Genomic DNA, 21,865 nt, shown 5'->3' with positions numbered 1-21,865 from the left:
CGAATATCGCAAATACTTCAATTTGGAGAGATTTATTTAGTCGAAGCCTTCTGAAAAGAATTCCTTTGGAGACATCTCAAGGCCATCAATTATTTTAAGAAGTGTCCTAAGCCTGATGTCGTCAAAAGTTCCGGCTTCGTATTTTGACATGCCTGCTCTAGATATTTCAATGTCGTAAGCGAAGAGCTCATAGGATTTGAATCCTTTTGCTTTTCGGATCTTCTTAATCCGTTTGCTTAGGTGATCCAAAAAAGCGCCATGATCGAAATGCCCGAGGGTCGCTTTCTTGCGGTCTTGCTTTTTCTTTCCTTTTGCCATTCTGCAAGTAACATAATAGATGTTTTATAATTAACCCTTTATAATAGGTATAAAATAATATGTCTAATATAATAGACATTTTAATGCTAGTGCCTTATCTTTGAGAAGTAATATATTTGCGGTCCTTGAATAAAAAGGACGTCGCTATAAATCTCGTTCTGAAAACCGCGAATTTTCATAGAGCCGAGATGATAGTGAAAAGCCCATTCTATGTGGAAACATATAGGGTGGGCCCCTATCAGCTTATCGGCTCATGGCTCTTCGCGGTGCCTCAGAACGGTAAGACGGGGCCCGCCCTTTATGTTTTATTGGCGTACTCCGATTGAATAGCGAATAACAGTTTCAATCGAGCGCCTTATGTCACATCTCCAACGACACAGCAAAATTTGCGATCTGCCCTTGCTTCTTTCCGAAGGGGAATTGAAAGATCCGATTTCAGTGATCAAAGCTTTCTTTGAAGACTATACCTTGAGCGAAATTCGTGAGATTCATAAGCTTGCGGATCATGTTTGCCTGGCAAGCGATTTTCCGCCGTTTGACAACGCCGAATATAGAGATAAGCTTCTTTGCTATCGAAAAGGTGCTGAAAAGATCCTGGAGGCGGCATTTCTGCTGAGCCAACAGGATAAACCTGCGTCACCGGCGATTTCCCCCAAAGGAGAAGCCCTTGAATCGAAACTTCCCCTAAATGGAGAAATAGATCTGAATGATCTACAGAAAAGGGTCATGGATATTCAGAGCGATGTGGCTGGAGTGGTGAAAATGGTCGTGGAAGCCTGGGGAAATGCCGTCGACAAACTATAAGATCATCGTTTAAATTTTTGTCCTTGCCATGGGAGTCCTTGAAGAGATTGGTGTTCTAGACCGGAGTCGATTGATCCGGATCAAACCCGTCGGGCGCGCCGAACTGGCGTCGAGAGAATATCGACTTCAGTACAACCAGTGGTTCGATTCAAAGTCAGTATTTACGGCTATCCTTTACTTCATTCAGAGCCAGGATAGGGATCGTCCTGATGCGCTCTGGAAAATTGATGCTTCTGTTCGTCGGATTGACGACGACTCATGTGAACGGCGCCAATCTTTTTATATAAACAAAAATGCCCCATTTTATACGCTACGAGAAGCCTACAATCTCTTGCAGGGAAGGTATGTCCTAAAAGATCACCCCCTGAAGGCGGGGGGCGTTTTGCGCGCTTGGGCTCAACTGGATTTCGAGCACACCTACTTCAGCGGCAACTATGCAACCAATCTGTATCGAGGAGGGCGCTATTATGATGTTAAGGCTGAGCTGAAAAAGGAGTTCTCCAACAAAAAGATTGATCCAGTTGCTTTGATAACCCTGGCTAATTCGCTTGAGCAAGGCAACCGGGAACGGACGACGATTCGCGGGGAAAATGGAGCGCAATGGGTATATGTTCAAGCGAATCCGAAGGATAGGAAGATAGATATTTTACGACCAACGGAATAACATTTTGTCGATATGATTAGGGAGGCACATAAAGATCGTATTGCGGAGTTTCGATCCGATCGAAACCTGCTGGACTATTCAGATACCCAAATCGCTGGTAGGATGGGGATCGATAAAGGAAATTATAGCAAATATGTAAATGGCCAGCAGCGGATCACCCAGTATTTTCTCACCCTTTTCTACCAGGCTTTTGGAGACGAACTGAAGGCAATCAAGTTGGCCACTGAGGTGGCGAACCCAACAGTAGCAGAGAAGTTAGAGGAAATCGCCCGAAGGCTTGACCATTTACAGCGGATCTGTGAGCGGCTTACTGAAAAAAATACCTAAAATAAATTTATATGCGTAACGAAGAAGTTTCCAAAAATGACGAACCGGAATCCTCCGATATCCTACATAAGGAAGCGTATCTGGAGTCTCAACGACTCATCCAGGAGAGGAAAGAGGGTAACGTGAAGTATGACCGGATTTTCACGAAAAAGGGAGAGCCAAAGCGTACATTTAAAAAACTAATAAGCGGGGAACTGCTTTCGATTCTTGGCAATTGTTATTATTGGAAAAGGTACCCAGGTGAGCCGCTCATTCTGTACGCCGAAAATACCATTTCCCGGAAGCTGAAGCCTAAAGGGCTGGTGGAACTTTGCCGAATCAGAGTTCCGGATGCATGGATCGGTGCAGGTGGCTTCCGGATTGATTGGCCAGAAATGGAAGGTAAGAAAGATTTCGACCCTACGGCGATCCTGATATCTCTCTATCTACATTCGACCGATCCCGCGTCATTTGACCGATTTGTTGCCGGTGAAGAGTCTTCAGCTTATTTGGCGTCCCTCTTATTTGATGGTGAGAACGCAGCGCTATTGGCCGACCTAGCAGAGGAGCGCTTCGATGGGATAGTTATGAACAATTATTAAAATAACTGGTAGGGTTAAGCTCACAGGTGAGCCTGAAGATTGGTAGCAGTCCGGCGCAGTAGCGCCGGATTTTACTTTTTGGACAATGAAAATGCCCGGTTTTCTGCCGGGCCGCCCTAATCAGCTCCATAACCATTAACCTTATCCTATTTGCTATAAATATAAACCATTAGGGAGAAAATAACAAAATTTCGTAGGACTCCTTTGATTGCCTGATATCCAGCCCGGATTTTCCCCCAGCCGAAAATATCTCCAAAGGACGAATTTGTTCCAACTGCTGGGCCAATCAAGGGAGGCCTGCGAAATGGCAAGGCCGGACCCGCGGCCGGGATTAATTCCGCCGCTGCCCGGCTGCGGCAGCGTATTCAGAAGGTGGCAGGTCGGCGGGTTAACACCCCATCAAAGCTTCATGCTACCTGCCATGGTCATTGACAGCCTGCTGCAAAGCCTCCGTCATCTTCTTCCGACCTCCGGGTCCGAGAGTCGTATCCAGCCGATTCCAGGCGTCCAGATAGACCTCATAATAATACCGCCGCTCGCCGATTTGGGAAGAGGTTTGTAGGTACTCACGCCCTAGCGTAAAGACAAAGGCAGTCGCAATGAATGCGAATCCCCAGGGGATCAACCGGCCAAACACGATCTTGTAATATTGGCCGGCATTGGTCTCAGGGAAGAGCAAGAAGCGCCGCTGATGGACAACCGTCTTGGGCTGATTGGCTACGATCCTGGTAATCCGCCCCAGGAAGTCGGTTAGAATAGCCTGCATAGGACCGGTGTCTGCTGCTGGAGCCACGATCTTTTGATTTTCCAATTTCTGACCAAAGCCATCTACCTTTTGGCTCGAATCCTTTACTTCCCTGGCCAATTCCTCGATCTGTTTATTGGTAGTTTGCTGCTCTTTCAGATTCTCGTTGAGGGCGTTTCTTAGAACTTCAATTTCCATATTCTTCTGTTTAGTTGTTTACTTGCGTATGCCTTTTCTTTTCCGGCGTCGCTCTTCATCGTCCTCGAAAGGATCGGATCCCCCGCCGCCACCGATGTATTCCGGTTTCAAAAGATCGTTTACCAGTTTCACCAGGCCACCGGCTGACCCTGAACCGGGCTTAGGGGATGCCGATTGTCCCTGTCCGTATCCTTTCCCTTGGCCGGTACCAATCTTGGATTTGGTCTGTCCTTGCCGGATGGATTCCTTAAATTTTTGCTGTTGCTCGAGGTTTTCCTTGAACTGCAACCGACGATTTTCAGCCAGGGTTTTTTCAATGGTGGAAAGGGAATAGCCGACCTCGCTGCCTTTAATGCGAACATTCTTGTCGTCCTCAAAAGCGATCCCCCTGCCCTTATCCACCCGGTAACCTTCGGCGGTGATCCGTTTTTCGAACTCCGGGAAATCCTTGGACCCATTGAGAGCCCCCACAATTTTTTCTTTCAACCGCTCCTTACGCTGGTCCTGCCGGGGAGCCTGGCGCTCTTTCGGGGAAAGGAAACGGCGGGGACTCTGCACTTCTTGCAAATCGTATTTCTGTTCCATCCTGCGACAAAGCTGTGCCATTCGCAGATAGCTGTTAGAATCGTTGGCCGTTTTGCCCTGGTAGCCGATCCGGTTGGCAACAATATGGATATGGGGCTGCTGGGTGTCTTTGTGCAGGATAACTACATATTGGTTCTGGTCGAACTGGAATTCTTTGGCCGCTTCCCGGGCAACTTCTCGCCACTGTTCATTGGTCAATTTATCCCCGTTAGCCAGGCGCATGGACAGGTGGAAGACGGGCTTTTCTACGTTCTTATTGAGCCGGCGCACCTCCTTGAATTGCTCGGAAAGTTCATGCTTATCGCCAAAGCAATAGTTGTATTCCAGTACCTCCGCCCGGCCTTTGTGCGCCAATCCGTCCTCTAATGATAGCTTCGCCTTCTGTTCTTCAGATAGTTCCCATTTGTCTTCCAGACAATAGCTGAGACAGTGGTAAGCCGATTTCCCGGTAAATACTTTCCCGATCATTTTAAATAGTCGATTATTGCTTTCGATGCTTGCACAACCGTTTTCACGTCATTGAAAAGTTCGGCGCGTTCGAGGGCGTTCAGTTCGTCCCCCCGGTTGCGCTTGTGCGCGATCTGGTTTATGTTCGCGGCCGCATGGTTCAGGGTGCCTCGATACTGCAAAACTTCTTTTGGAAGAACCCTTTCATTCCTGTCGATCTTGCCGGTAAGCCCCATTTTCCGCAGGAATTCCGAAACGGAAAGACCGACCGACCTCGCCCTGGCTTCAATGGCTTTTCGCTCGATGAGCGTACACTTGACACCCAGGAGCTGGTCCATCTTCACGGCCTTTTTGGGCCGGCCACCTTTCTTTCTATCGTCTTTTCTCTCTTCCACAAAAATGTTTTTCGCGGTTTTCCGAATGCGATAGCATGAGGAAAACCGTCTTCCCGAACGCGGAGCGTGAGGGGAGCCAGCGTTTCGGTTATACCGAAACATAGCTGGCTACCCGAACTCCACAGAGACCTGCCACCGGATAGCGTCCGAATTGTGGTAGGGAAATCGATGCCAAGGGCTTTTCCTGCCGATGGATCATTGCCCGGAAATAGATCCATCCTGTCCGCTAGAACTTTCGTTTCCGGTGTTCTTGCGTCTACGTCCAGTCTCCGGCTTTTCTGGAGGGGCAGCAGGATTCTTCGGCAATTCCTGGCCGAAAATCCGCTGATCAACCTTGCCACAGCGACGAAGCCCTGCTTTCAGATCCATCCACAATTGGATATTAAAGTCGGCCAGTTCCATGAGGTCGTCAACGGTTAACTTATGAGGATTAGATACGCCACTGGAAGTTTTGTCCTCGGGTTGTTCTTCGATCAGAGATAAAATGTTCGGAGCATAACCCTCGCCGATTTCCAGCGTTTTGCCGATAGCAACGCTGTTACCATACAGTTTGATTTGTTTTCCACTGTTAAGTTGCAGGGTTCTTCTTTTCAAGTCAGCCATTGTAGTAATATTTATAAAGTGAAAAAATAAGTCTGTTCGTTTAAAGAGATCTGCCCATCCTTCGATCCCGGTTTAACTTGGGGCGCATTCGCTGATGGATGAGCCAGTCATTTAGATCTTTGTGACCCTGGTAAAATTCGCTTCGGTCAATGTATTTATCCGGATTCCAAGCCAGGGCCTTCCGGGTAAAAGTCCTGCCGGCATCATCCCGGTCGAGAGCCAGGTGAATACGGTTGAATTGTTCCATCAACGGGCGGCTCCGTTCCAGAAAGGCCAGGGAGTTAAGAACGAGGCAACTGGTTAAGGGCGGCTGCTTGTCCCGGTTGATGGTTTGAAAGGACAGGTAGTTGAAAAAGCCTTCGAAGACGGCGATCTCATTTGTCCGGTTGTCGAAAAAGGAAATGTCTTTGGGCGAACTGCTGCCCTTGAACTGCTCGCTCCTTAGCTCATACCCGCCGGACCGGTTGGGAAAGCCGATAGCTATTTGCTTTTTGCCATAAAGAGAGAAATGTACCTCCTGACAGGATTTTTGGGCAATATCCGGCGGAATGTTTCTTTTTGTGAGATAGTCTAGCAGGGATTGAGCAACCAGGGTGCGGGTATCGACGATCTCGATCCTACCCGCCGGAGAATCTTTCCTTTCACCCGCAGCCTGCAACTCGGAGGGTAGGGGCTGCTGAAATGAAATGAAAGAACTGGCCGCATTTAGGGTTAGCCGTTCCAGCAACTCCGGGATGGTGCAATGGTGATAAAGGGTGCCGAATTCGATCAGATCGCCACCTTTACCCGTTCCATGGTCAAACCAGAGGTTTAAGCGCTTATTAACCTTAAAGGAGGGTGTTTTTTCTTCCCGGAAAGGAGATAGATACCAGTGGTCATCCCGGCGGATGTGTCGAGGATGATGGCCCAACTGAGCCAGGTAATCTACCAGATCGATCCGTTTGGCATCCTGACAGCACAACGTATGGGATTCCATATTGGGATAATTATGCGGGTGAAAAGAAAATGGTGAGATGGGGGTTGATTGAATTTCCGGCGTTATGGCTTTTTATATCGTTTCCTGTTTTCCCGCATCCGATCGAGTGGATCGGCCTTTTCACCCGCCTTGTTGAATTCTTCCACCCAGGCCAGGAGTTCGCCAAATTTGACCAGGTAGCCCTTGCCAATCTTAGTAGCGGGGAGGCCCCGATGGTGGATATAGTAGCGGACTGTTCCGACCGGGCGCCGGACAATCTGTGCCGCCTCTCCCAAGTCGAGGAGCCTTTCGGGTGAAGAGAGGGCGGGGGAGGAGGGTTTTTGCGTGTTTTCCGCCAGTCCGTTGACGGCGGTTTGCAATTGATCCAGCTTGGAAAGGATCAGGTCAAAAGGATTGTTCGTTTGCATATCAGTAACTTTTTGTGGTTGTCAACTGACTGCAATTACCGAGGAAATTTGCCGATAATCAGGCCGATCAGGCGCGAGTAAGCGAGTTTCCTGATTTGTTACTGGAGCTTGCTAATTTTCAAATCCTTCAGTTTGTCAAAATATTTCTGGAAATGGCCGTCTTCCTGGTAATTTTCCAGAAAAGAGGGGAGTTTGCCGACCTTGTTGCCGGAGTAGACAAGGTAAGATTTGAAGACTTCGGCGAAGCTGTACTCCTTATTAAAGTACCCGCGCTCGAAAAAATACCGGATTGTGGCCGCCATAGCCCCATTAAGTCCATAGGGGTTTTTGTTCTTATAAATCCGCTCGGCGGGACTGAACAAAGCGAAGCGAATTCCGGCCTTATCGACCTGTTCAGCGATAAAGCGCAGAGTTTCCTCCGGGGTTCCATTCATTGGACGGACCATGCTTAGGAAGGATATGGGAATGGTGGACTCTGGTTCAACCGGGGAGGGAATGACCGGATCAGGCGCTGACGAGGGCGGGAACAGAGCGGCAATTCGTTTGTTAACCGCCTCCAAAATGCTTTTCCGGTTCTCGACATCGAGGGAGTACATGGTCCGAAACTTCGGACTCTTTTTCAAGTTGGAATTCTTCAGATAGCAAACCTTCAACTCATCGTCCGCATCTTCAGGCATAGGTTCGGGGTAGGCAACGGGGTATTGTTCCAATAGTTCCCGGCAACGATGCAGCTCAATGGGTTTTTGAGCGCCTGCCCGGTCGAGTAGTTTAAGAAGAAAGCTCTTATTGAAAGTCCAGAAAACAGACTGCGCGAATTTCTCGAAGTGGTTAATGTTCCAAAAAGATTGAACGGTGATTGGGTAGGATTCCCTGAGTAGGGTGACGCAATTTCCAGCGCGGATAACCTGGCTGACGTATTCGTCATAGTTGCCCAACTTGCGCTGAGTGGGATCGGTGAACTGTCCTTCTACCGAAACTTCATCAAGGTAATGACGGAGGGAAAGGAACTTTGCGGAGAAACTTATTTTTGATTGACGGGCCACAGACAAGGTTGAATGCTATGCCCATGAATTTAAGAAAAAGCCCAAAGAATCGGAAAGGCGGACTCAGGATTCACAAAAGTTTTCCACACAACCGCTTTTAAAAAAATGTATCAAATTATGTATCAAATAAAAAAGCACTCACAAAGAATCCTTCGTAAGTGCTTCATTTTCAGTGTCCCCGCACGGGCTCGAACCGTGGACCCGCTGATTAAGAGTCAGCTGCTCTACCAACTGAGCTACAGAGACATTTGATCTTGTTTGAGATCGGGCTGCAAAGTTATGGAAAAAGAGAAAATCAAGAGCAAATTCGGGGAAATTTTTTTGGGGGGAGGGCGTTTGCGGCTGTCGGATGTTTAGACACGCGGCTATCTTTTGCAGACCCCACAGGAGCCGCCTTGTTTTGCGCAGTGTTTGCAGTAGTTGCAGTTCTTGCAGGCACGGCAGTTCTTTGCGCCGGTGCAGGTGGCTTCGACGTGGCTGAAACTGTAGACGGTCAGCGAGAGAAGAAAGGCGGAAGCGGTCAGAAGGAGAAGTCTTTTCATAACTTTAAGTTTAATACAATCAAGATAATTAATATGTCTGAACCTGTCAACTATCAGCTGGACCCGATCGGGGTTATTCAATCCTCGTTGCGAACCCGTGAGGATGCGCCTCGGCAGGGGTTTGAGGGTGCGCCGGATGCGTGGTTGGAATTGAAAGAGGGGTTTGTGCCGGCGTTGCGCGGCGTGAGGGTGGGGGACGAGTTGATCGTGATCACCTGGTTCCATCCTCGAAGCGGGACGTGCTGGAAGTGCATCCGCGGGGCGACCGGCGCAATCCGCTGACAGGTGTTTTTGCCACGCGGTCGCCGGACCGGCCGAATCCGCTGGGGCTGCATCGGGTGAGGGTGGTGGAGATTGCTGCTGCGCGGCTGAAGATCGGGCCGATCGAGGCGTTGGATGGGACGCCGGTGGTGGACATCAAGCCGGTGCTGGAGGAATCTGCGGATGGATAGGGGGGCGCCGGAGTTGGAGTGCTTGGTGGGCGAAGGTGCGCCGGCCGTCACTCACTGCGCAGCGTAGTGACCGGGTTGCGGAGGGCGGCTTGCACGGCCTGGAAGCTGACCGTGAGCAGCGTGATAAGCAGGGCGCCGGCGCCGGCGAGGGCAAATATCCACCACGGAAGGGTGGTGCGGTAGTCATAGCCCTGGAGCCACCGGTGCATGAAATAGAACGCGAGGGGCGCGGCGATGGCGATGGCGATCGCGACCAGGCGCACGAAATCGGCTGACAGCAGTCGCCACAGGCTGAGGACCGAGGCGCCGAGGACCTTGCGGATGCCGACCTCTTTTATGCGCTGCTCGGCGATAAAGGAGGCCATACCGAAGATGCCGAGGCAGGAGATGAAGATCGCGAGGAGGGCAAAGAAGCCGGCGAGTTTTCCTATCCGCTCTTCCAGCGCAAATTTTCGAGCATATTCTTCATCGACGAATTTGTATTCGAAGGGCTGACCGGGATTATAGTGGGTATAGACCTGTTCGATGCTCTTCAAGGCATCGTGCATGGCGGATTGTGGCTGAAGCTTGATATTCAGGATGCTTTGCCGCCAGGGCGCCAGGTAGAAGATGGTCGGCTTCGCCGGTGTGAAAGGCGAATTCATCACCATATCTTTTACGACCCCGATGATCGTAAAATCGTAACCATACCAGTGGATGATCTGGCCGAGCGGCTCTTTGAAGCCAAGGAGCTTAACAGCCGATTCGTTAACTACAAACCCGAGATGGTCGGCTCCCTCCGGTCCCGTGCGGTAGTCCCTTCCCTTTACGAATTGCCAGCCGATGGTCTTGCCGTAGTCGAGGGAAATGCCGATCGTGCCAAAGTCTTGCGTACCGGATTTGTCCCGGCCCGACCAATCGAAATTACCCTGGGATTGCCAGGCCTGGGTCGGAACAGTGGAGGACCAGGCCACAGCCGCTACGGCGCCGGTCTTCAGGAGATCGTTGCGGAAGGCATCGAAGTGATTATAGATATCGGCGGTGGAAGATTCGACAGTGATGAGCCTTTCCCGCGCATAGCCCACGGGCCGGGATTTTGCGAATTGGATCTGGCGGAAGACGACGATCGTGCCGATGATCAGGGCGATCGAAGCCGTGAACTGCAGCACGACGAGGACCTTGCGCGGGACGGCGGCAAAGCGCCCTGCTTTGTAGACGCCTTTTAATACGGCGACCGGCCGGAAAGATGAAAGGTAGAGTGCGGGATAGCTGCCTGCGATGAGCCCGGCAACCATTGTGAAGCCGAATCCCAGGGCCCAGAACAAGGGTCTTGTTATGGGCAGGGTCAGCTTCTTATCTGCGATGTCATTGAAGAGAGGGAGAAGCAGGAGGACGAGCGCCAAAGAAAGAATGAAGCTCATGGCGGCCATCAGCAGTGATTCGCTGAAGAACTGGACGATCAGCTGCTTTCGTTGTGAGCCGATCGCCTTACGGATCCCGACCTCTTTTGCTCTTTTTTCGCTTTTTGCCGTGGCGAGGTTCATGAAATTTATACAGGCCAGGAGGAGCACGATGCCGCCGATGATACCGATGAGCCAGCAGTATTGTATCCGGCCGCCGATGTTCACGCCATTCTTAAACTCCGAATACAAATGCCATTTGCTCATGGGTTGGAGGAAGATAACGGGCTTGAATCGCTGATCGCCGTTGCCGGCTTTGTCATATTTTGCATTCTTTATACTCGCCGAGGCCTTGTTCATATCGACATTATCGGCGAGCTGCACATAGATCTGCCAGCCGTTGTTGCCCCAGTTGTGAATGTTTTTGGCTAGGTGGTTCCCCTGGAGTTCCCAAGGAACGATGAATTGGAGATCATTCAGGGTGGTGTTCAGGGGAAGGTCTTCGTAGACGCCGGTGACCTTGAGGCTGGCGGTGTCGTCAAAGCGGATGACTTTATTGAGGGGATCGACCGGGCCAAAGAGGGCGGTGGCCAGGGAATGGGAGAGGAGGATAGCGTAGGGGTCTTTCAGGCCGTTCCCGGAGCCGCCCAGCATCTTCAGGGAGAAGAGGGAAGGCGCTTCTCTTTCCATGTAGTTTCCGGTGCGCGTAAATTTATTGTTGCCGAATGCCAGGATATGTCTTCCGGTGAATGCCGACATCACCACTCTTTTGAAATTGTTGCCATAGGTTGTCCTGAGCTCTTCGCCCAGGGGAATGGGGATATTGGTTCCCGAGTAAACCTCATCGTTCAGGATCTGGTTCTGCATGACCTGGGCAATGCGCTCATAGTGGCGATGATATTTGTCAAAAGAGAGCTCATCGTTGAGCCAGAGGACGATGAGTAGGGTCACGGCAAGGCCGGCCGAGAGACCGGCGATGTTCAGGAAGGAGTGCAGGCGATGCTTTGCCAGGTTGCGCAGTGCGATTTTGAGGAAATTCCTTATCATAAGACCGGTTATTTACCGGAATACTGCGGAATCCGGAAAAGGTTACAAGGCCCGGCCGGAATGGGATACCCATTCCTTTTTCACCGCTGCGAATTCGCGCAGGAATTGGTCATTTTGGAAGAGTTTGGTCACGAACTGCCGGGCAAAGATCCGGGAAACCTCACAGTCGCTGGGATAGTGGACGCCGATGATCTGGCGGGCATGCGCCATGGCATCGGCTTTAGCGATAAAGACATCGGTGAAGTCCGGCGCCAGCTCCTGGTAGATATAGGCATGGATATATGCATATACGACATGACCGCTGGGGTAGGAGGCCGCCCTGGAGGGTTCGAGGTCCCGGATACGCGAGTCAAGCATATAGGGGCGGGGGCGACACCATTTGAACTTTATCAGCCACAGAAAGAAATCCGCGTCGTGAATGATATGGGAAAAAAGCGAGTCCAAAAGCGGCAGGTGTTGGGGAGCGGCCCAGCAACCAATCGAACGTCCAGCATCGCTCGGCGTCTCAAACACATTTGACATATAGAGACTAGACCGGATATCTTCCGGCGTGCGCGTTTTTTGGAGCTCGAGCAGGTAGTTTAATTCCGCATGGGTCTGTTCCGAGCTGTTGGCCGGTGGCGCCGGCAACTGGAAATCATCCAGGTTTTGGTTGAGCAGGTACGCCGGTTTGTCGCTGAGAACTTCTTTTTCAAATTTTTTGTCGAGTGGCCACTGCACGCTGTCAAGGTCTCTGCTGGAAAACCCCGGCTTTGGACTCAGGGCAGCGAGTGTTTTATAATGACCGCGGGCAGGTGTGAGTGCCCGGGAAAAAGCGGATGGACCGGTCATCTGGCCGTTGGAAAAGAGGCTGCAACCGGTGAGGGCGAGGACGAAGGAAAGGTGTTTCATATGCCTGGTAATTTTGTTGCTAAAATTATCCCGGCCCTTCAAACAAAACCTGTAAGATATGACTGACTTTACGCGCGGTAGCCGAAAGTTGTAAATATTGACTAACTTTTCCCAAAACCGATTGGATGCGACACACCAAGAGCCCGTATACATCCTCTTTTTTCACCTGGGAGGGCGTGTCGGCCGTGTTCTATTCTTCCTGTCTTACTCCTTTCCACCGGCATACCGCGCTGCAGCTGATCCTGGATACGCAGCAATGTTTCCGGTTCCGGACCAGAGACAGCGGCTGGAGCACGTATCGGAGTCTTCTTATCCGGGAGAAGGTGGTTCATCAACTGGATACCAATAATAGTGTGCAGCTGATGATCTACGTTAAAGCAGAAACGGGGACAGCAGAGGCCCTTCAGGATATCCTCGGTACGGGGAATATCTACGCACCCGAAGTAAATATTTTCCATTTCGCCCATCCCGATCAACTGCAGCGGGCTCTGTTGCAGGGGGACGCGGCATTGGTGGAGAGCCTGATACGCCGGGTATTGACCTATCTGATCCGGAACACCGGAGTTGTGAAGCCCGATGAACGGGTGCTGCGGGTCGAGCAACGGATTTCCGCCATGCCGCCCACCGAGGTAAACATGCGGTCGCTGGCGGCAGAGGTCTGTCTTTCCGAGAGCCGGTTGCGGTCTTTGTTCCGAAATACCACCGGCATCCCGTTGTATCGTTATATCCTTTGGAACAAGATAAGATTTGCCACCAACCGCATCATGGCGGGAGATACGGTCAGCGATGCGGCGATGGAAGCCGGGTTCACCGACAGCAGTCATTTCCATAAAATGATGGTGCAGGTGTTTGGGGTGAGCCCATCGCAATTCCTGAAGGAAAACCTGGCTAATGACTTTATTGTGTGTGAGAAGGTGAAGTGAGAATGGCAGGAAGCCATGTGGCCGGATTTACTATTTTTGCGGGACACTAGTCAAATGGCGACCTATTCCAACTCGAGCGACACCGATCTACTTCTTCTGATCAAGGATGGCCAGGAAGCTGCCTTTACGGAGATTTACAACCGGTACTGGGAACGGCTGGTCGCCACCGGCTATTATTATACCCGGTCGAAAGAGGCCGCCGAAGAGGTCGTCAACGATGTCCTTATGGGACTTTGGATGCGGCGCGCCAGTGTAGTTATCGATTCCCTTCCCGCCTATCTCGGTACCGCCGTTAAATTTGCGGTGTTCAAGGTCATGGCACGGAACAAAAGACGGAACGAGGCGCTCAACGGGCGGTTGCCGGCCGATGTTGAAACGGCGGCACACAATGACACCGAACTGCATTTGGATGCCCTGTTCATGGATGAATGGCTCCGGGGCGTCGTAGAGCAACTGCCGGAAAAGGCCCGATTGGTATTTGTCTACAGCCGGGAAGAAGCGCTTTCGATCAGGGAGATCGCCGGGAAAATGGATCTGTCGCCCAAATCCGTTGAGTATCATATGACAAAAGCGCTGAAGGCCATCCGCGACTCCCTCCGGAAAATGAGCATTTTCCTGCATTCTTTTCTTTCCTGAAAAAAAATTTCGACCTGGTTTAGGGGTACGGCGTCTGTAAGGGTACTATTTGGTCAAACGATCGATCTATGAACCCTGAGCGACTGGATGAGCTCATCGATAAATATGCTTTCGGAACCATCAGCCCTGAGGAACTGCAGGAGTTGCTGGATTGGTACCGCTCTGCGGAGATAGGCGCGGTGGAGTGGCCGGCGGAAGCGCTTGAAGAGGAGGATCATTTGCAGCGGCGGATGCTGCTGCGATTGCAGGCGCAGATCCGGGAGGCGCCGGAGATATCCCTGGCGGCGGCGACGCCCGCTGTGCCTGTCGCGCCTGTGGTACCTACGAAACCCATGGCGCTGCCCCGGGGACGCGTCTTCCGGCTGCGCGCCTGGCAGGTGGCTGCCTGCCTGCTCATTTTATTTTCCACTATTTGGATAGTCCACCAAAATCAGGGTCTTACCGGGAGGCCTGCCTGGGTCGAGGTGAGGAATCCAACCGGTAAGATCCGGGCTACCCGGCTTCCCGACAGCAGCGAAGTGTGGCTGAATGCGGCCAGCACGATCCGGTATTCCCCGGACCTGGGCAAAGGGCATGATGCTTCCCGGGAAGTTTTTCTGGAAGGGGAGGGGTATTTTGATGTGGCCGAAGACCCCGCGCATTCTTTTGTTGTACATGCGGGGGCTTTGACGACAACGGTGTTGGGTACCCGCTTCGACATTAAATCCTTTCCAGGGGAGAAGCAGGCTTCCGTTTCCGTGATCAGCGGCAAGGTGAGGGTGGGGGATAGTGCCCGTGTTCTGGATGTGCTTACCGCCGCCCGGCAGTTGCGGGTCGATACCCGGACGGGGAATGCGACCACGGTGACGATCGATACCAGCCAGGTGCTGGGGTGGCGGCAGGGGAGACTTCAATATAGCGCGCAGACGATGGAGGAGATTGCTGCCAGTTTGGGCAGATGGTATAATATTCGATTTGTCTTTGCCAATCCGGCGATCGGCCGTTGCAGATATTATCTAAATTTCGAGAATACGATCTCCCTGCAGCAACTACTGGCAACACTGAAGGAGACAACCGATTTGAATTTCCAGGATGATGTTGCCCGACATACCGTCACTATTTCCGGGAACGGCTGCAATTAACAAAACACTATGCGCGTATCTTTTTTTATTACCGGGCTACTTAGCCTGGCGGCAATGCTAACGTCCACGAGAGGCTATACCCAGCGATTGGAGGATGTAAAGATATCCCTTCGATTGAATCACGCTTCCATGACAGAAGCCCTCCGGGCGATCGAATCGAAGACTCCTTTTAAATTCCTTGCGCGGGCGGAAGATGTTGAACCCCTGCGGGACATCACGCTTACCGTGAAGGATCAGCCGGTCGCGGATGTCCTGCCGACTCTTTTCAAGGGGCGGCATCTGCAGTACAAGCAGGTGGGGGTAAATATCATCCTGAAGAAAGCGACATCCAACATTGAAGGCGGTGACAACGACGCGATGCCGGTGAAATTCAAGGCGGCGGTGAAATTTGCCGTCAGCGGTACTGTCCGGTCCGCCGGGACGGGAGAGACCGTTCTGGGCGCGACGATTCGTATCGGGGAACCCTCCGCCGGCACCGTGACCAATGAATATGGATTCTATTCCCTGACGCTTCCTTCCGGCCGGTCGTACCGGATGACGGTCAGCGCTGTGAGATTCAAGACCCGTGAGCTGGAATTCACGCTGACGAGCGATCTGGTGCAGAATATCAAAATGGAGGAAGAGGTGAAGGACCTTCAGCAGGTGACCGTTACCGCCTCTTCGAGCGGCCGGAGCCTGCAAAGTCCCCAGATGGGGCTTGAAAAACTCAACATCCGGGAGGCCAACAAGATCCCGGTGATTTTTGGGGAAAAGGATATTCTCAAGACCATCCAGCTGTTACCGGGCATCAAGTCTGCGGGCGATGGCAATAGCGGCTTTTATGTCCGGGGAGGGGCCGCGGATCAGAACCTGATCCTATTGGACGAGGCCGTCGTCTATAACCCTTCCCACCTGTTGGGCTTCTTCTCCACCTTTAATTCCGACGCCATCAAAAATATCGATGTCTACAAAGGCGGGATGCCGGCTCAGTATGGCGGAAGGCTGTCATCCGTTGTGGATGTGAAGATGAATGACGGGAACAATAAGACCTATGGCGTCAATGGCGGCATCGGACTCATCTCCTCGCGGCTGACGGCTGAGGGGCCTATCCAGCCGGACAAATCATCGTTCCTGGTCTCCGGGCGGCGGACGTATGCCGATGTTTTTTTAAAGCTTTCCTCCGACTCCAATGTCAACAAGAGCCGGCTCTATTTCTATGACCTGAATGCAAAAGCCAATTATAGCTTCGGGGACAAGGACCGGCTGTATCTTTCGGGTTATTTTGGCAGAGACGTGCTTGCCCAGGGCAATACGGTCGGCATCAACTGGGGCAACACCACGGCTACCCTCCGGTGGAACCACCTGTTCAATACGCGCCTTTTTTCCAATACCTCCCTTATCTACAGCAATTATGACTATAAGATCCATATCAACCAGGATGGAAATAATTTCGATATTTTTTCCCAGATACGGGACTGGAACCTGAAAGAGGCATTGCAGTGGTATGTCAGTTCGAAAAATACCGTGAGCGTCGGCCTCGACGCTATATTTCACACGATCCGGCCGGGCGAGATCACTGCTAACGGTGCTGATGCCGGGGTCAACTCCATCGCGCTTCAGCGCCGGTATTCGCTGGAAAGTTCTGTCTATGCTACCGACACGTGGAAGGCAAGTGACCGGTTCAGCCTTACTTACGGCCTGCGGGTTTCGGCGTTCTCCGTTCTTGGAAAGGGCGATTACTATGAATTCAATGCGAATGGGCAGGTCATCGATACGCTGCATTACCGTTCCGGCCAGGTGGTCAAGACCTATGTCAATCCGGAGCCGCGGATCGCGGTCAGCTACCAGCTGAATCCTACCACGTCTCTTAAGGCGTCTTATGTCCGCAATACTCAGAACCTCCACCTTATTTCCAACAGCACCACCAATTCGCCGACGGATAAATGGGTTGCGAATACCAATGTGATCAAGCCCGAGATATCCGACCAGTGGGCCCTTGGCTATTATAAGAATTTGGCGGAGAACAAATATGAGCTGACGGTGGAAACTTACTATAAAACCATGCAAAATCAGATAGACTATCGGAATGGCGCCAATATCTTCACCAACAAACCCATTGAATCCGAACTGCTCTTTGGCCGGGGCCGGGCGTATGGGATCGAATGGCTGTTGAGGAAGAAGATCGGCCGGCTCACGGGGTGGGTCAGCTATACCCTGTCCAAGACCGAGCGGCAGATCAACGGGATCAACAACGACCGCTGGTACAACGCGCGACAGGACCGGACCCATGATATTGCTATAGTGGGAATCTATGAGATCAACAAAAAGTGGTCCTTTTCGGCAGACTGGGTATTTTATACCGGCGATGCCGTCACGTTTCCCAATGGGAAATACCGGGTCGGCGGAGATGTCTACTTCTACTATACCAATCGGAATGCCTACCGGATGCCCAATTATCACCGGCTGGACTTCAGCTTCACGAAGCAGCTGAAGAAGACGCGGAGGTTTTCCAGCGAGTTGGTGTTTGGGGTGTACAATGCCTATGGCCGGAAGAATGCGTATCAGATAGATTTCAGGCAGGGGAAGGCGGATCCTAATATTACGGAGGCGGTGCAGACTTCGTTGTTCAGTTTTGTGCCTTCTATTTCTTATAATTTTAAATTTTAGGTTGTATGCGTTATAGTGCTTTACTAATACTATCTCTCTGTCTTTTCTGCGGCTGCCAGAAGGTGATCTCGGTTCACCTGGACCCAGGCGCGACTCAATATGTTATCGAAGGGGTGGTTACGGATCAGCCGGGTGGATCGAGCGTCAGTATCAGCCAGACCAAGGATTTCAGTGGGAACAATACTTTTGCGGGGGTCAGCGGGGCTGCGGTGACGATTTCCTGTGGAGGGGCTAGCTATGCGCTTTCCGAGTCGAGCCCGGGGGTGTATGCGAATGGTATGTTGACGGGGGTGCCGGGTAACACTTATAGCCTGAATGTCGTGTTGGATGGACATACTTATACGGCGTCTTCAACGATGCCTAATCCGGTGGTTGGGATAGATAGTATCTATGTTCGCACTGGGGTGCTAACTGATAAAAAATATGTAACTGTTGTTTATACCGATCCTGCGGGTATTCCCAACTATTATCGCTGGGTGCAGTATGTCAACGGGCGGAAGGAGAAGACGAACTTTTTTGGCAATGATGAATTTACGGATGGGCTGACGATCAGGGCGCAGTTGGATTTCAATAACGATACGAATGATCCGAACAGGGACATCAAGACGGGTGATTCGGTGCGGATCGACATGATCAATATCGATTCGGCGGTTTACCAGTATTGGTTTGCGTTGCAGCAGAATGCGGATGGATCGGGGCAGAGTGCGTCGCCGGCAAATCCGACGGGGAATATTGCGGGAGGGTGTTTGGGGTATTTTAGTGCGCAGGGGGTGAGGACGAAGGGGCTGATGGTGGGGAAGGAATAGGTTCTGGGTTAGATCAAAAGAAAAAAGCCTTCACGATTGAAGGCTTTTTTTGTGGGAGTTGACGGGTTCGAACCGCCGACCCTCTGCTTGTAAGGATGGTTTGGGCTTTTTTTTGTTTTTCTTTATTTTGCGTCGTTTTGTTTGAAACCAACGACTGTTGCGGGTTTCGGCGGAATGACATAACTTCACTTTTGCAGATGAAATGCTGTTTAGCAGTCGCGTGTTAGGCAAATTGTTAGGCACAAAAAGCACCTAAAAATTTAGTGAGGTATGTCAGTTACTACAGCGATCATCCTGGACAAACGGAAGAACAGGATGAACAAGAAAACGAAGTGTTATCCGGCCTGTATCCGGGTGACGTTTGAAAGAGTCCCGAGAGCCTTTGATACGGGTATTGAAATGACCCCGGACGATTTCGCTAAGTTGGGGTCGCCGAGGCTGGGAGAAAAGCTAAGGGAGATCAAAGAAAAACTGGAAAAGGAGGAGCTGCGAGCCAAGACGATCATCAAAAATCTTAACAAATTTTCTTTTGCGGCCTTTTCGGACCAATTTACAGCATTCCAACCTGGGCGGCGACGGCGGAAGCCTCAGACAGCGCCGGGGCTGGGGGAAAATGGCGCAGCGGATGGCAAAAAGGTGGCCCTGCCCATAAAGAGGACGGCGCAGCGGAACTTTGTCAATCAGTTTGGAAAACGGAAGTACCCACGCGAAAAGTCGACTATCGATTTTCCGGAGCTTGGGGAGGTGGCAGTATTCTACGGCCAGTATATCGCGAAATTGGAAGCCAAGGAGCAGGCAGGTACTGTCGGGATCTATATGTGCAGCCTGATGAACCTGCTGGCCTATAAACCACAGCTTCGGTTTGCAGATGTGACCGATATCTGGCTCTGTAAATATGAAAAGGATATGCGAGCCGCGGGCCGATCTGTAAGCACCATCGGCATCTACCTTCGCTGTTTGCGAAGGATCTTTAATATGGTGATCGCCAAAAGGATCATCGACCGCGACCTGTATCCTTTCGGGCGAGACCTTTATGTGATCCCTGCCGGACGAAAACGGAAGAAAACCTTGAATATGTCCCAGATAAGGGCCCTTTTCGAGTACCAAACGGATGACAAGATGCGGAAGATGTGCAGGGACCTCTGGTTTTTTTTATATGTCGCGAATGGGATGAATGTAAAGGACCTTTGCCTGCTGAAGTTCGGTCAGATCAGCGGGCAGTTTTGCCGGTTTATCCGTGCTAAAACGGCTAATACAACAAAGGACTGCCCGCAGGAGATCACTTTCTTTTGTGATGATTTAATTATAAAGGTTATTGAAGAGTGGGGAAATCCGGATCGGTCTCCAGACAATTATATTTTTCCTTTTCTGGAGCCTGGCATGGACGGCTATGCGATCCGCCACAAGGTGCAGCTGGTGACTCATCTCATCAACGAGCACATGAGGGGAATCGCGAAGGAGTTGGGACTTGATTTTGTTCCAAAATCCAATGACGCCAGGCACGCGTTCGCGACGCAATTGAAGAGGGCCGGAAAAAGTACCGAGTTCATCCGGGAACTGATCGGGCACGAGCGGGCAACGACAACTCAGGATTATCTGGACGATTTTGAAGACGATACTAAGAAGGGGATCGCGGAACAGTTGTTGCCTTTTCGGAAATCCATGCATCAAAATGCAGCGGAGTGAAGATTGGGAGTTTCAACGTTACCCAGCACAGATGCCTAATCAGCATTTCGAGGAAGGTAGTTTTGTCCAAAACAGCCTCTAGTTAAAGTTGTCATGTTTTAGTTCCTTACGAAAGTTATATTCGTATTTAGAAATATTACTTGATGATTTGATAAATATTTTTGGACTTGCCTGCAGTTTTTGGATGGAAACCTATCTGAGATTATAATCGAAATGCAAATCAAAACCCTACGCAAGAGAAAATGGGATGTGATCTAATTCAATTGTCGGATACTCAGTTAGTATATCATTGAAATACCTCGCCAGCCAAGAATATTTTTTTTGAACGGATATTTGTATCGAAGGATCTGATAATACTGCAGATATTCGCTCGCGAATATCTGCAAGTCTGCCTTTTTCAAATTCATTATTCACTATAGCATCAGGCATATGAAGTATAGGGCCCTGTAGAAAATCAAAAAATCTCCTGCCATCTGAATCTAATCGCCAATCTTTAGTACGACCTAAAGCCCGTCCTGATATATCTTGAACAGGAGGACCCCCTTGCCAGACTTTGGCTAAATCATCGCTCAATAAAATTCTTGGCACAACCGCGTGATTGCGTTCTAAATTATAGGCATCAACGAGTCCTGGACCGTATATCATAGATCCCCTGTGGATCAGGAGCCCGCATGTTATGCCTCCTCTAACAAAAAATCCAAATCGAAGTAGATTGTCTGTAATATCACGCAAATGATACAATAGCATATTAGGGCCATAGCGATCGCCGCGAGTGGATAGGACCAATGTGTCAGAAAAGTGAGTCAATTGCGGATCGCCGAAGGGGTTGTCAATTCGACTATTTTGGTTAGCCTGCTCTATGAAGCTACCATGGCTGATGACAGAATCGATAAAAACTCCCATTTTTTTGGTTTGTTCACTGTCGAATGCGGATTTTTCGAGCAAATCAGACCACCCTAAGATGTCTAAAAAAGCAATATATCTGTATTCGTACCGTAATGATTCCCGAAACCTTTGACGCCTCTCTTCCCGTATTTGGACATCTTTCTCTCGATCGGGGCGACGTCTTTCCCACTCTTCAGAGGCGGAAATATGCTGTCTCTCTTCTTCTTCAGAAAATTCAACAAAATAGGAGCCCTCGGGGGTAGTCACACGCGTATAATGCCGGTTTGGGTCTCTCTTATCTTCTGGAATACGTATCAGATTGCCATCTACCTGCTTATATACGGGAAGAGAATCTTCTCCATTCTTCATAGTTGGTTGTTTATATGGTACTCTAAAATAGCACAAATTAATAATCGTTTTGTTCCTTTAGGTCTTCTATCTACTATTGGGAGCATATAGTGTTCCAATTTTTGCAGTCAGTCGTGCTTGTAATTGGTGAATTTGCCGCTGAGAGTAAGTTGAGTGTTCTTTCCGGAATGCTACTATTCGTGACGCCAAGTCGAACCAGGATGATATGGAAGGGAATTATTGCTCCGCGGGTGTTTATAATTAGACGTTACGATAGATCAGCACTGTCTGCTCAGGTTCGTGTGAGTGTTCGTCTTTGCTGTCTATGTTCTGGAGTCTGGATAGGTTGGGTATAGTAGGATATGGAAGAAATGGAGATCGTGCCGACATTTTTGTATTTTAGGCTTTTG

At 50.5% G+C, this 21,865-nt stretch carries 24 protein-coding genes and 1 tRNA gene; 12 read left to right on the top strand and 13 right to left on the bottom strand.

The genetic code is table 11. The annotated features are described in order from the left end of the window. Positions 1 to 36: 36 nt before the first annotated feature. Entirely contained in the window at positions 37 to 318 is a 282-nt protein-coding gene (locus VHE34_RS00810; protein WP_325583561.1) for a helix-turn-helix transcriptional regulator, read from the bottom strand. 357 nt (positions 319 to 675) lie between these two features. Here VHE34_RS00810 and VHE34_RS00805 point away from each other — a divergent pair, with 357 nt between their 5' ends. The 4 genes from VHE34_RS00805 to VHE34_RS00790 are packed head-to-tail and all read left to right on the top strand — an operon-like array spanning position 676 to position 2,694. Then, the gene (locus tag VHE34_RS00805) at positions 676 to 1,122 is read left to right on the top strand and encodes a hypothetical protein (protein WP_325583559.1); all 447 of its coding nucleotides are present in this window, start codon (positions 676 to 678) and stop codon (positions 1,120 to 1,122) included. Between the two features lie 28 nt (positions 1,123 to 1,150). Continuing rightward, complete coding sequence (locus VHE34_RS00800; RefSeq protein WP_325583557.1) at positions 1,151 to 1,786, top strand: hypothetical protein; 636 nt, start codon at positions 1,151 to 1,153, stop codon at positions 1,784 to 1,786. Positions 1,787 to 1,798: 12 nt separating this feature from the next. Next, positions 1,799 to 2,113, top strand: a complete 315-nt coding sequence (locus VHE34_RS00795; RefSeq protein ID WP_325583555.1) for a hypothetical protein — start codon at positions 1,799 to 1,801, stop codon at positions 2,111 to 2,113. 11 nt (positions 2,114 to 2,124) lie between these two features. Beyond that, entirely contained in the window at positions 2,125 to 2,694 is a 570-nt protein-coding gene (locus VHE34_RS00790) for a hypothetical protein (protein WP_325583553.1), read from the top strand. Between the two features lie 412 nt (positions 2,695 to 3,106). Here the strand turns inward: VHE34_RS00790 and VHE34_RS00785 are convergent, their stop codons facing one another. The 9 genes from VHE34_RS00785 to VHE34_RS00745 all read right to left on the bottom strand — a co-directional run bounded on the left by VHE34_RS00785 (position 3,107) and on the right by VHE34_RS00745 (position 8,635). Continuing rightward, positions 3,107 to 3,637, bottom strand: a complete 531-nt coding sequence (locus tag VHE34_RS00785; protein ID WP_325583551.1) for a hypothetical protein — start codon at positions 3,635 to 3,637, stop codon at positions 3,107 to 3,109. A gap of 18 nt (positions 3,638 to 3,655) precedes the next feature. After that, a complete protein-coding gene (locus VHE34_RS00780; RefSeq protein WP_325583549.1) occupies positions 3,656 to 4,690 on the bottom strand; it encodes a relaxase/mobilization nuclease domain-containing protein in 1,035 nt (344 codons plus the stop codon). Then, the gene (locus tag VHE34_RS00775) at positions 4,687 to 5,064 is read right to left on the bottom strand and encodes a plasmid mobilization protein (RefSeq protein WP_325583547.1); all 378 of its coding nucleotides are present in this window, start codon (positions 5,062 to 5,064) and stop codon (positions 4,687 to 4,689) included. The genes VHE34_RS00780 and VHE34_RS00775 overlap by 4 nt, the downstream gene beginning before the upstream one ends. A 195-nt stretch (positions 5,065 to 5,259) precedes the next feature. Further along, a complete protein-coding gene (locus tag VHE34_RS00770) occupies positions 5,260 to 5,667 on the bottom strand; it encodes a hypothetical protein (protein ID WP_325583545.1) in 408 nt (135 codons plus the stop codon). Between the two features lie 40 nt (positions 5,668 to 5,707). After that, entirely contained in the window at positions 5,708 to 6,643 is a 936-nt protein-coding gene (locus VHE34_RS00765; RefSeq protein WP_325583543.1) for a toprim domain-containing protein, read from the bottom strand. A 62-nt stretch (positions 6,644 to 6,705) separates the two neighbouring features. Next, positions 6,706 to 7,050 (bottom strand): helix-turn-helix domain-containing protein, encoded by a 345-nt coding sequence (locus tag VHE34_RS00760; RefSeq protein WP_325583542.1) that lies wholly within the window; start codon positions 7,048 to 7,050, stop codon positions 6,706 to 6,708. Positions 7,051 to 7,148: 98 nt separating this feature from the next. Then, a complete protein-coding gene (locus VHE34_RS00755) occupies positions 7,149 to 7,985 on the bottom strand; it encodes a hypothetical protein (protein ID WP_325583541.1) in 837 nt (278 codons plus the stop codon). 281 nt (positions 7,986 to 8,266) lie between these two features. Next, positions 8,267 to 8,339: transfer RNA gene (locus VHE34_RS00750), tRNA-Lys, on the bottom strand. A 119-nt stretch (positions 8,340 to 8,458) separates the two neighbouring features. Further along, positions 8,459 to 8,635, bottom strand: a complete 177-nt coding sequence (locus tag VHE34_RS00745; protein ID WP_325583539.1) for a hypothetical protein — start codon at positions 8,633 to 8,635, stop codon at positions 8,459 to 8,461. Positions 8,636 to 8,668: 33 nt separating this feature from the next. On the opposite strand from VHE34_RS00745, the gene VHE34_RS00740 reads away from it, so the two are divergent. Further along, the gene (locus VHE34_RS00740; RefSeq protein WP_325583537.1) at positions 8,669 to 8,917 is read left to right on the top strand and encodes a hypothetical protein; all 249 of its coding nucleotides are present in this window, start codon (positions 8,669 to 8,671) and stop codon (positions 8,915 to 8,917) included. Continuing rightward, positions 8,875 to 9,087, top strand: a complete 213-nt coding sequence (locus VHE34_RS00735) for a TrmO family methyltransferase domain-containing protein (protein WP_325583536.1) — start codon at positions 8,875 to 8,877, stop codon at positions 9,085 to 9,087. The genes VHE34_RS00740 and VHE34_RS00735 overlap by 43 nt, the downstream gene beginning before the upstream one ends. A gap of 47 nt (positions 9,088 to 9,134) precedes the next feature. Here the strand turns inward: VHE34_RS00735 and VHE34_RS00730 are convergent, their stop codons facing one another. Together VHE34_RS00730 and VHE34_RS00725 are read right to left on the bottom strand one after the other, a co-directional pair. Then, positions 9,135 to 11,513 carry an ABC transporter permease gene (locus tag VHE34_RS00730; protein ID WP_325583534.1) on the bottom strand — a complete coding sequence of 793 codons (2,379 nt, stop codon included), beginning with the start codon at positions 11,511 to 11,513 and terminating at the stop codon, positions 9,135 to 9,137. A 42-nt stretch (positions 11,514 to 11,555) separates the two neighbouring features. Next, the gene (locus VHE34_RS00725) at positions 11,556 to 12,404 is read right to left on the bottom strand and encodes a phosphatase PAP2 family protein (RefSeq protein WP_325583532.1); all 849 of its coding nucleotides are present in this window, start codon (positions 12,402 to 12,404) and stop codon (positions 11,556 to 11,558) included. Between the two features lie 125 nt (positions 12,405 to 12,529). Between VHE34_RS00725 and VHE34_RS00720 the strand changes: the two genes are divergently transcribed. From VHE34_RS00720 to VHE34_RS00695, 6 genes are all read left to right on the top strand, one after another. Continuing rightward, positions 12,530 to 13,327, top strand: a complete 798-nt coding sequence (locus VHE34_RS00720) for an AraC family transcriptional regulator (RefSeq protein WP_325583530.1) — start codon at positions 12,530 to 12,532, stop codon at positions 13,325 to 13,327. A 54-nt stretch (positions 13,328 to 13,381) separates the two neighbouring features. Beyond that, positions 13,382 to 13,963 (top strand): sigma-70 family RNA polymerase sigma factor, encoded by a 582-nt coding sequence (locus VHE34_RS00715; RefSeq protein WP_325583528.1) that lies wholly within the window; start codon positions 13,382 to 13,384, stop codon positions 13,961 to 13,963. Between the two features lie 68 nt (positions 13,964 to 14,031). Beyond that, positions 14,032 to 15,084 (top strand): FecR family protein, encoded by a 1,053-nt coding sequence (locus VHE34_RS00710; protein WP_325583526.1) that lies wholly within the window; start codon positions 14,032 to 14,034, stop codon positions 15,082 to 15,084. 9 nt (positions 15,085 to 15,093) lie between these two features. Further along, the gene (locus VHE34_RS00705; RefSeq protein WP_325583524.1) at positions 15,094 to 17,730 is read left to right on the top strand and encodes a TonB-dependent receptor; all 2,637 of its coding nucleotides are present in this window, start codon (positions 15,094 to 15,096) and stop codon (positions 17,728 to 17,730) included. Between the two features lie 5 nt (positions 17,731 to 17,735). After that, positions 17,736 to 18,536 carry a DUF4249 domain-containing protein gene (locus VHE34_RS00700; protein WP_325583520.1) on the top strand — a complete coding sequence of 267 codons (801 nt, stop codon included), beginning with the start codon at positions 17,736 to 17,738 and terminating at the stop codon, positions 18,534 to 18,536. 270 nt (positions 18,537 to 18,806) lie between these two features. Then, positions 18,807 to 20,222 carry a tyrosine-type recombinase/integrase gene (locus VHE34_RS00695; protein ID WP_325583518.1) on the top strand — a complete coding sequence of 472 codons (1,416 nt, stop codon included), beginning with the start codon at positions 18,807 to 18,809 and terminating at the stop codon, positions 20,220 to 20,222. A gap of 228 nt (positions 20,223 to 20,450) precedes the next feature. Here VHE34_RS00695 and VHE34_RS00690 read toward each other — a convergent pair whose 3' ends face one another. Beyond that, entirely contained in the window at positions 20,451 to 21,476 is a 1,026-nt protein-coding gene (locus VHE34_RS00690) for a hypothetical protein (protein WP_325583517.1), read from the bottom strand. Positions 21,477 to 21,865: the final 389 nt, after the last annotated feature.

This window comes from Puia sp. (genome assembly GCF_035546395.1).
GTDB lineage: Bacteria > Bacteroidota > Bacteroidia > Chitinophagales > Chitinophagaceae > Puia.
Note: the sequence above shows the minus strand (reverse complement) of the source record. Positions and strands in the feature narration are given on the sequence as shown.

Excerpts from the sequence above, each read along its gene's own strand:
- VHE34_RS00810 (WP_325583561.1), bottom strand. The coding sequence starts at position 318 with ATGGCAAAAGGAAAGAAAAAGCAAGACCGCAAGAAAGCGACCCTCGGG.
- VHE34_RS00805 (WP_325583559.1), top strand. The coding sequence starts at position 676 with ATGTCACATCTCCAACGACACAGCAAAATTTGCGATCTGCCCTTGCTT.
- VHE34_RS00800 (WP_325583557.1), top strand. The coding sequence starts at position 1,151 with ATGGGAGTCCTTGAAGAGATTGGTGTTCTAGACCGGAGTCGATTGATC.
- VHE34_RS00795 (WP_325583555.1), top strand. The coding sequence starts at position 1,799 with ATGATTAGGGAGGCACATAAAGATCGTATTGCGGAGTTTCGATCCGAT.
- VHE34_RS00790 (WP_325583553.1), top strand. The coding sequence starts at position 2,125 with ATGCGTAACGAAGAAGTTTCCAAAAATGACGAACCGGAATCCTCCGAT.
- VHE34_RS00785 (WP_325583551.1), bottom strand. The coding sequence starts at position 3,637 with ATGGAAATTGAAGTTCTAAGAAACGCCCTCAACGAGAATCTGAAAGAG.
- VHE34_RS00780 (WP_325583549.1), bottom strand. The coding sequence starts at position 4,690 with ATGATCGGGAAAGTATTTACCGGGAAATCGGCTTACCACTGTCTCAGC.
- VHE34_RS00770 (WP_325583545.1), bottom strand. The coding sequence starts at position 5,667 with ATGGCTGACTTGAAAAGAAGAACCCTGCAACTTAACAGTGGAAAACAA.
- VHE34_RS00765 (WP_325583543.1), bottom strand. The coding sequence starts at position 6,643 with ATGGAATCCCATACGTTGTGCTGTCAGGATGCCAAACGGATCGATCTG.
- VHE34_RS00760 (WP_325583542.1), bottom strand. The coding sequence starts at position 7,050 with ATGCAAACGAACAATCCTTTTGACCTGATCCTTTCCAAGCTGGATCAA.
- VHE34_RS00745 (WP_325583539.1), bottom strand. The coding sequence starts at position 8,635 with ATGAAAAGACTTCTCCTTCTGACCGCTTCCGCCTTTCTTCTCTCGCTG.
- VHE34_RS00740 (WP_325583537.1), top strand. The coding sequence starts at position 8,669 with ATGTCTGAACCTGTCAACTATCAGCTGGACCCGATCGGGGTTATTCAA.
- VHE34_RS00730 (WP_325583534.1), bottom strand. The coding sequence starts at position 11,513 with ATGATAAGGAATTTCCTCAAAATCGCACTGCGCAACCTGGCAAAGCAT.
- VHE34_RS00725 (WP_325583532.1), bottom strand. The coding sequence starts at position 12,404 with ATGAAACACCTTTCCTTCGTCCTCGCCCTCACCGGTTGCAGCCTCTTT.
- VHE34_RS00720 (WP_325583530.1), top strand. The coding sequence starts at position 12,530 with ATGCGACACACCAAGAGCCCGTATACATCCTCTTTTTTCACCTGGGAG.
- VHE34_RS00715 (WP_325583528.1), top strand. The coding sequence starts at position 13,382 with ATGGCGACCTATTCCAACTCGAGCGACACCGATCTACTTCTTCTGATC.
- VHE34_RS00710 (WP_325583526.1), top strand. The coding sequence starts at position 14,032 with ATGAACCCTGAGCGACTGGATGAGCTCATCGATAAATATGCTTTCGGA.
- VHE34_RS00705 (WP_325583524.1), top strand. The coding sequence starts at position 15,094 with ATGCGCGTATCTTTTTTTATTACCGGGCTACTTAGCCTGGCGGCAATG.
- VHE34_RS00700 (WP_325583520.1), top strand. The coding sequence starts at position 17,736 with ATGCGTTATAGTGCTTTACTAATACTATCTCTCTGTCTTTTCTGCGGC.
- VHE34_RS00695 (WP_325583518.1), top strand. The coding sequence starts at position 18,807 with ATGTCAGTTACTACAGCGATCATCCTGGACAAACGGAAGAACAGGATG.
- VHE34_RS00690 (WP_325583517.1), bottom strand. The coding sequence starts at position 21,476 with ATGAAGAATGGAGAAGATTCTCTTCCCGTATATAAGCAGGTAGATGGC.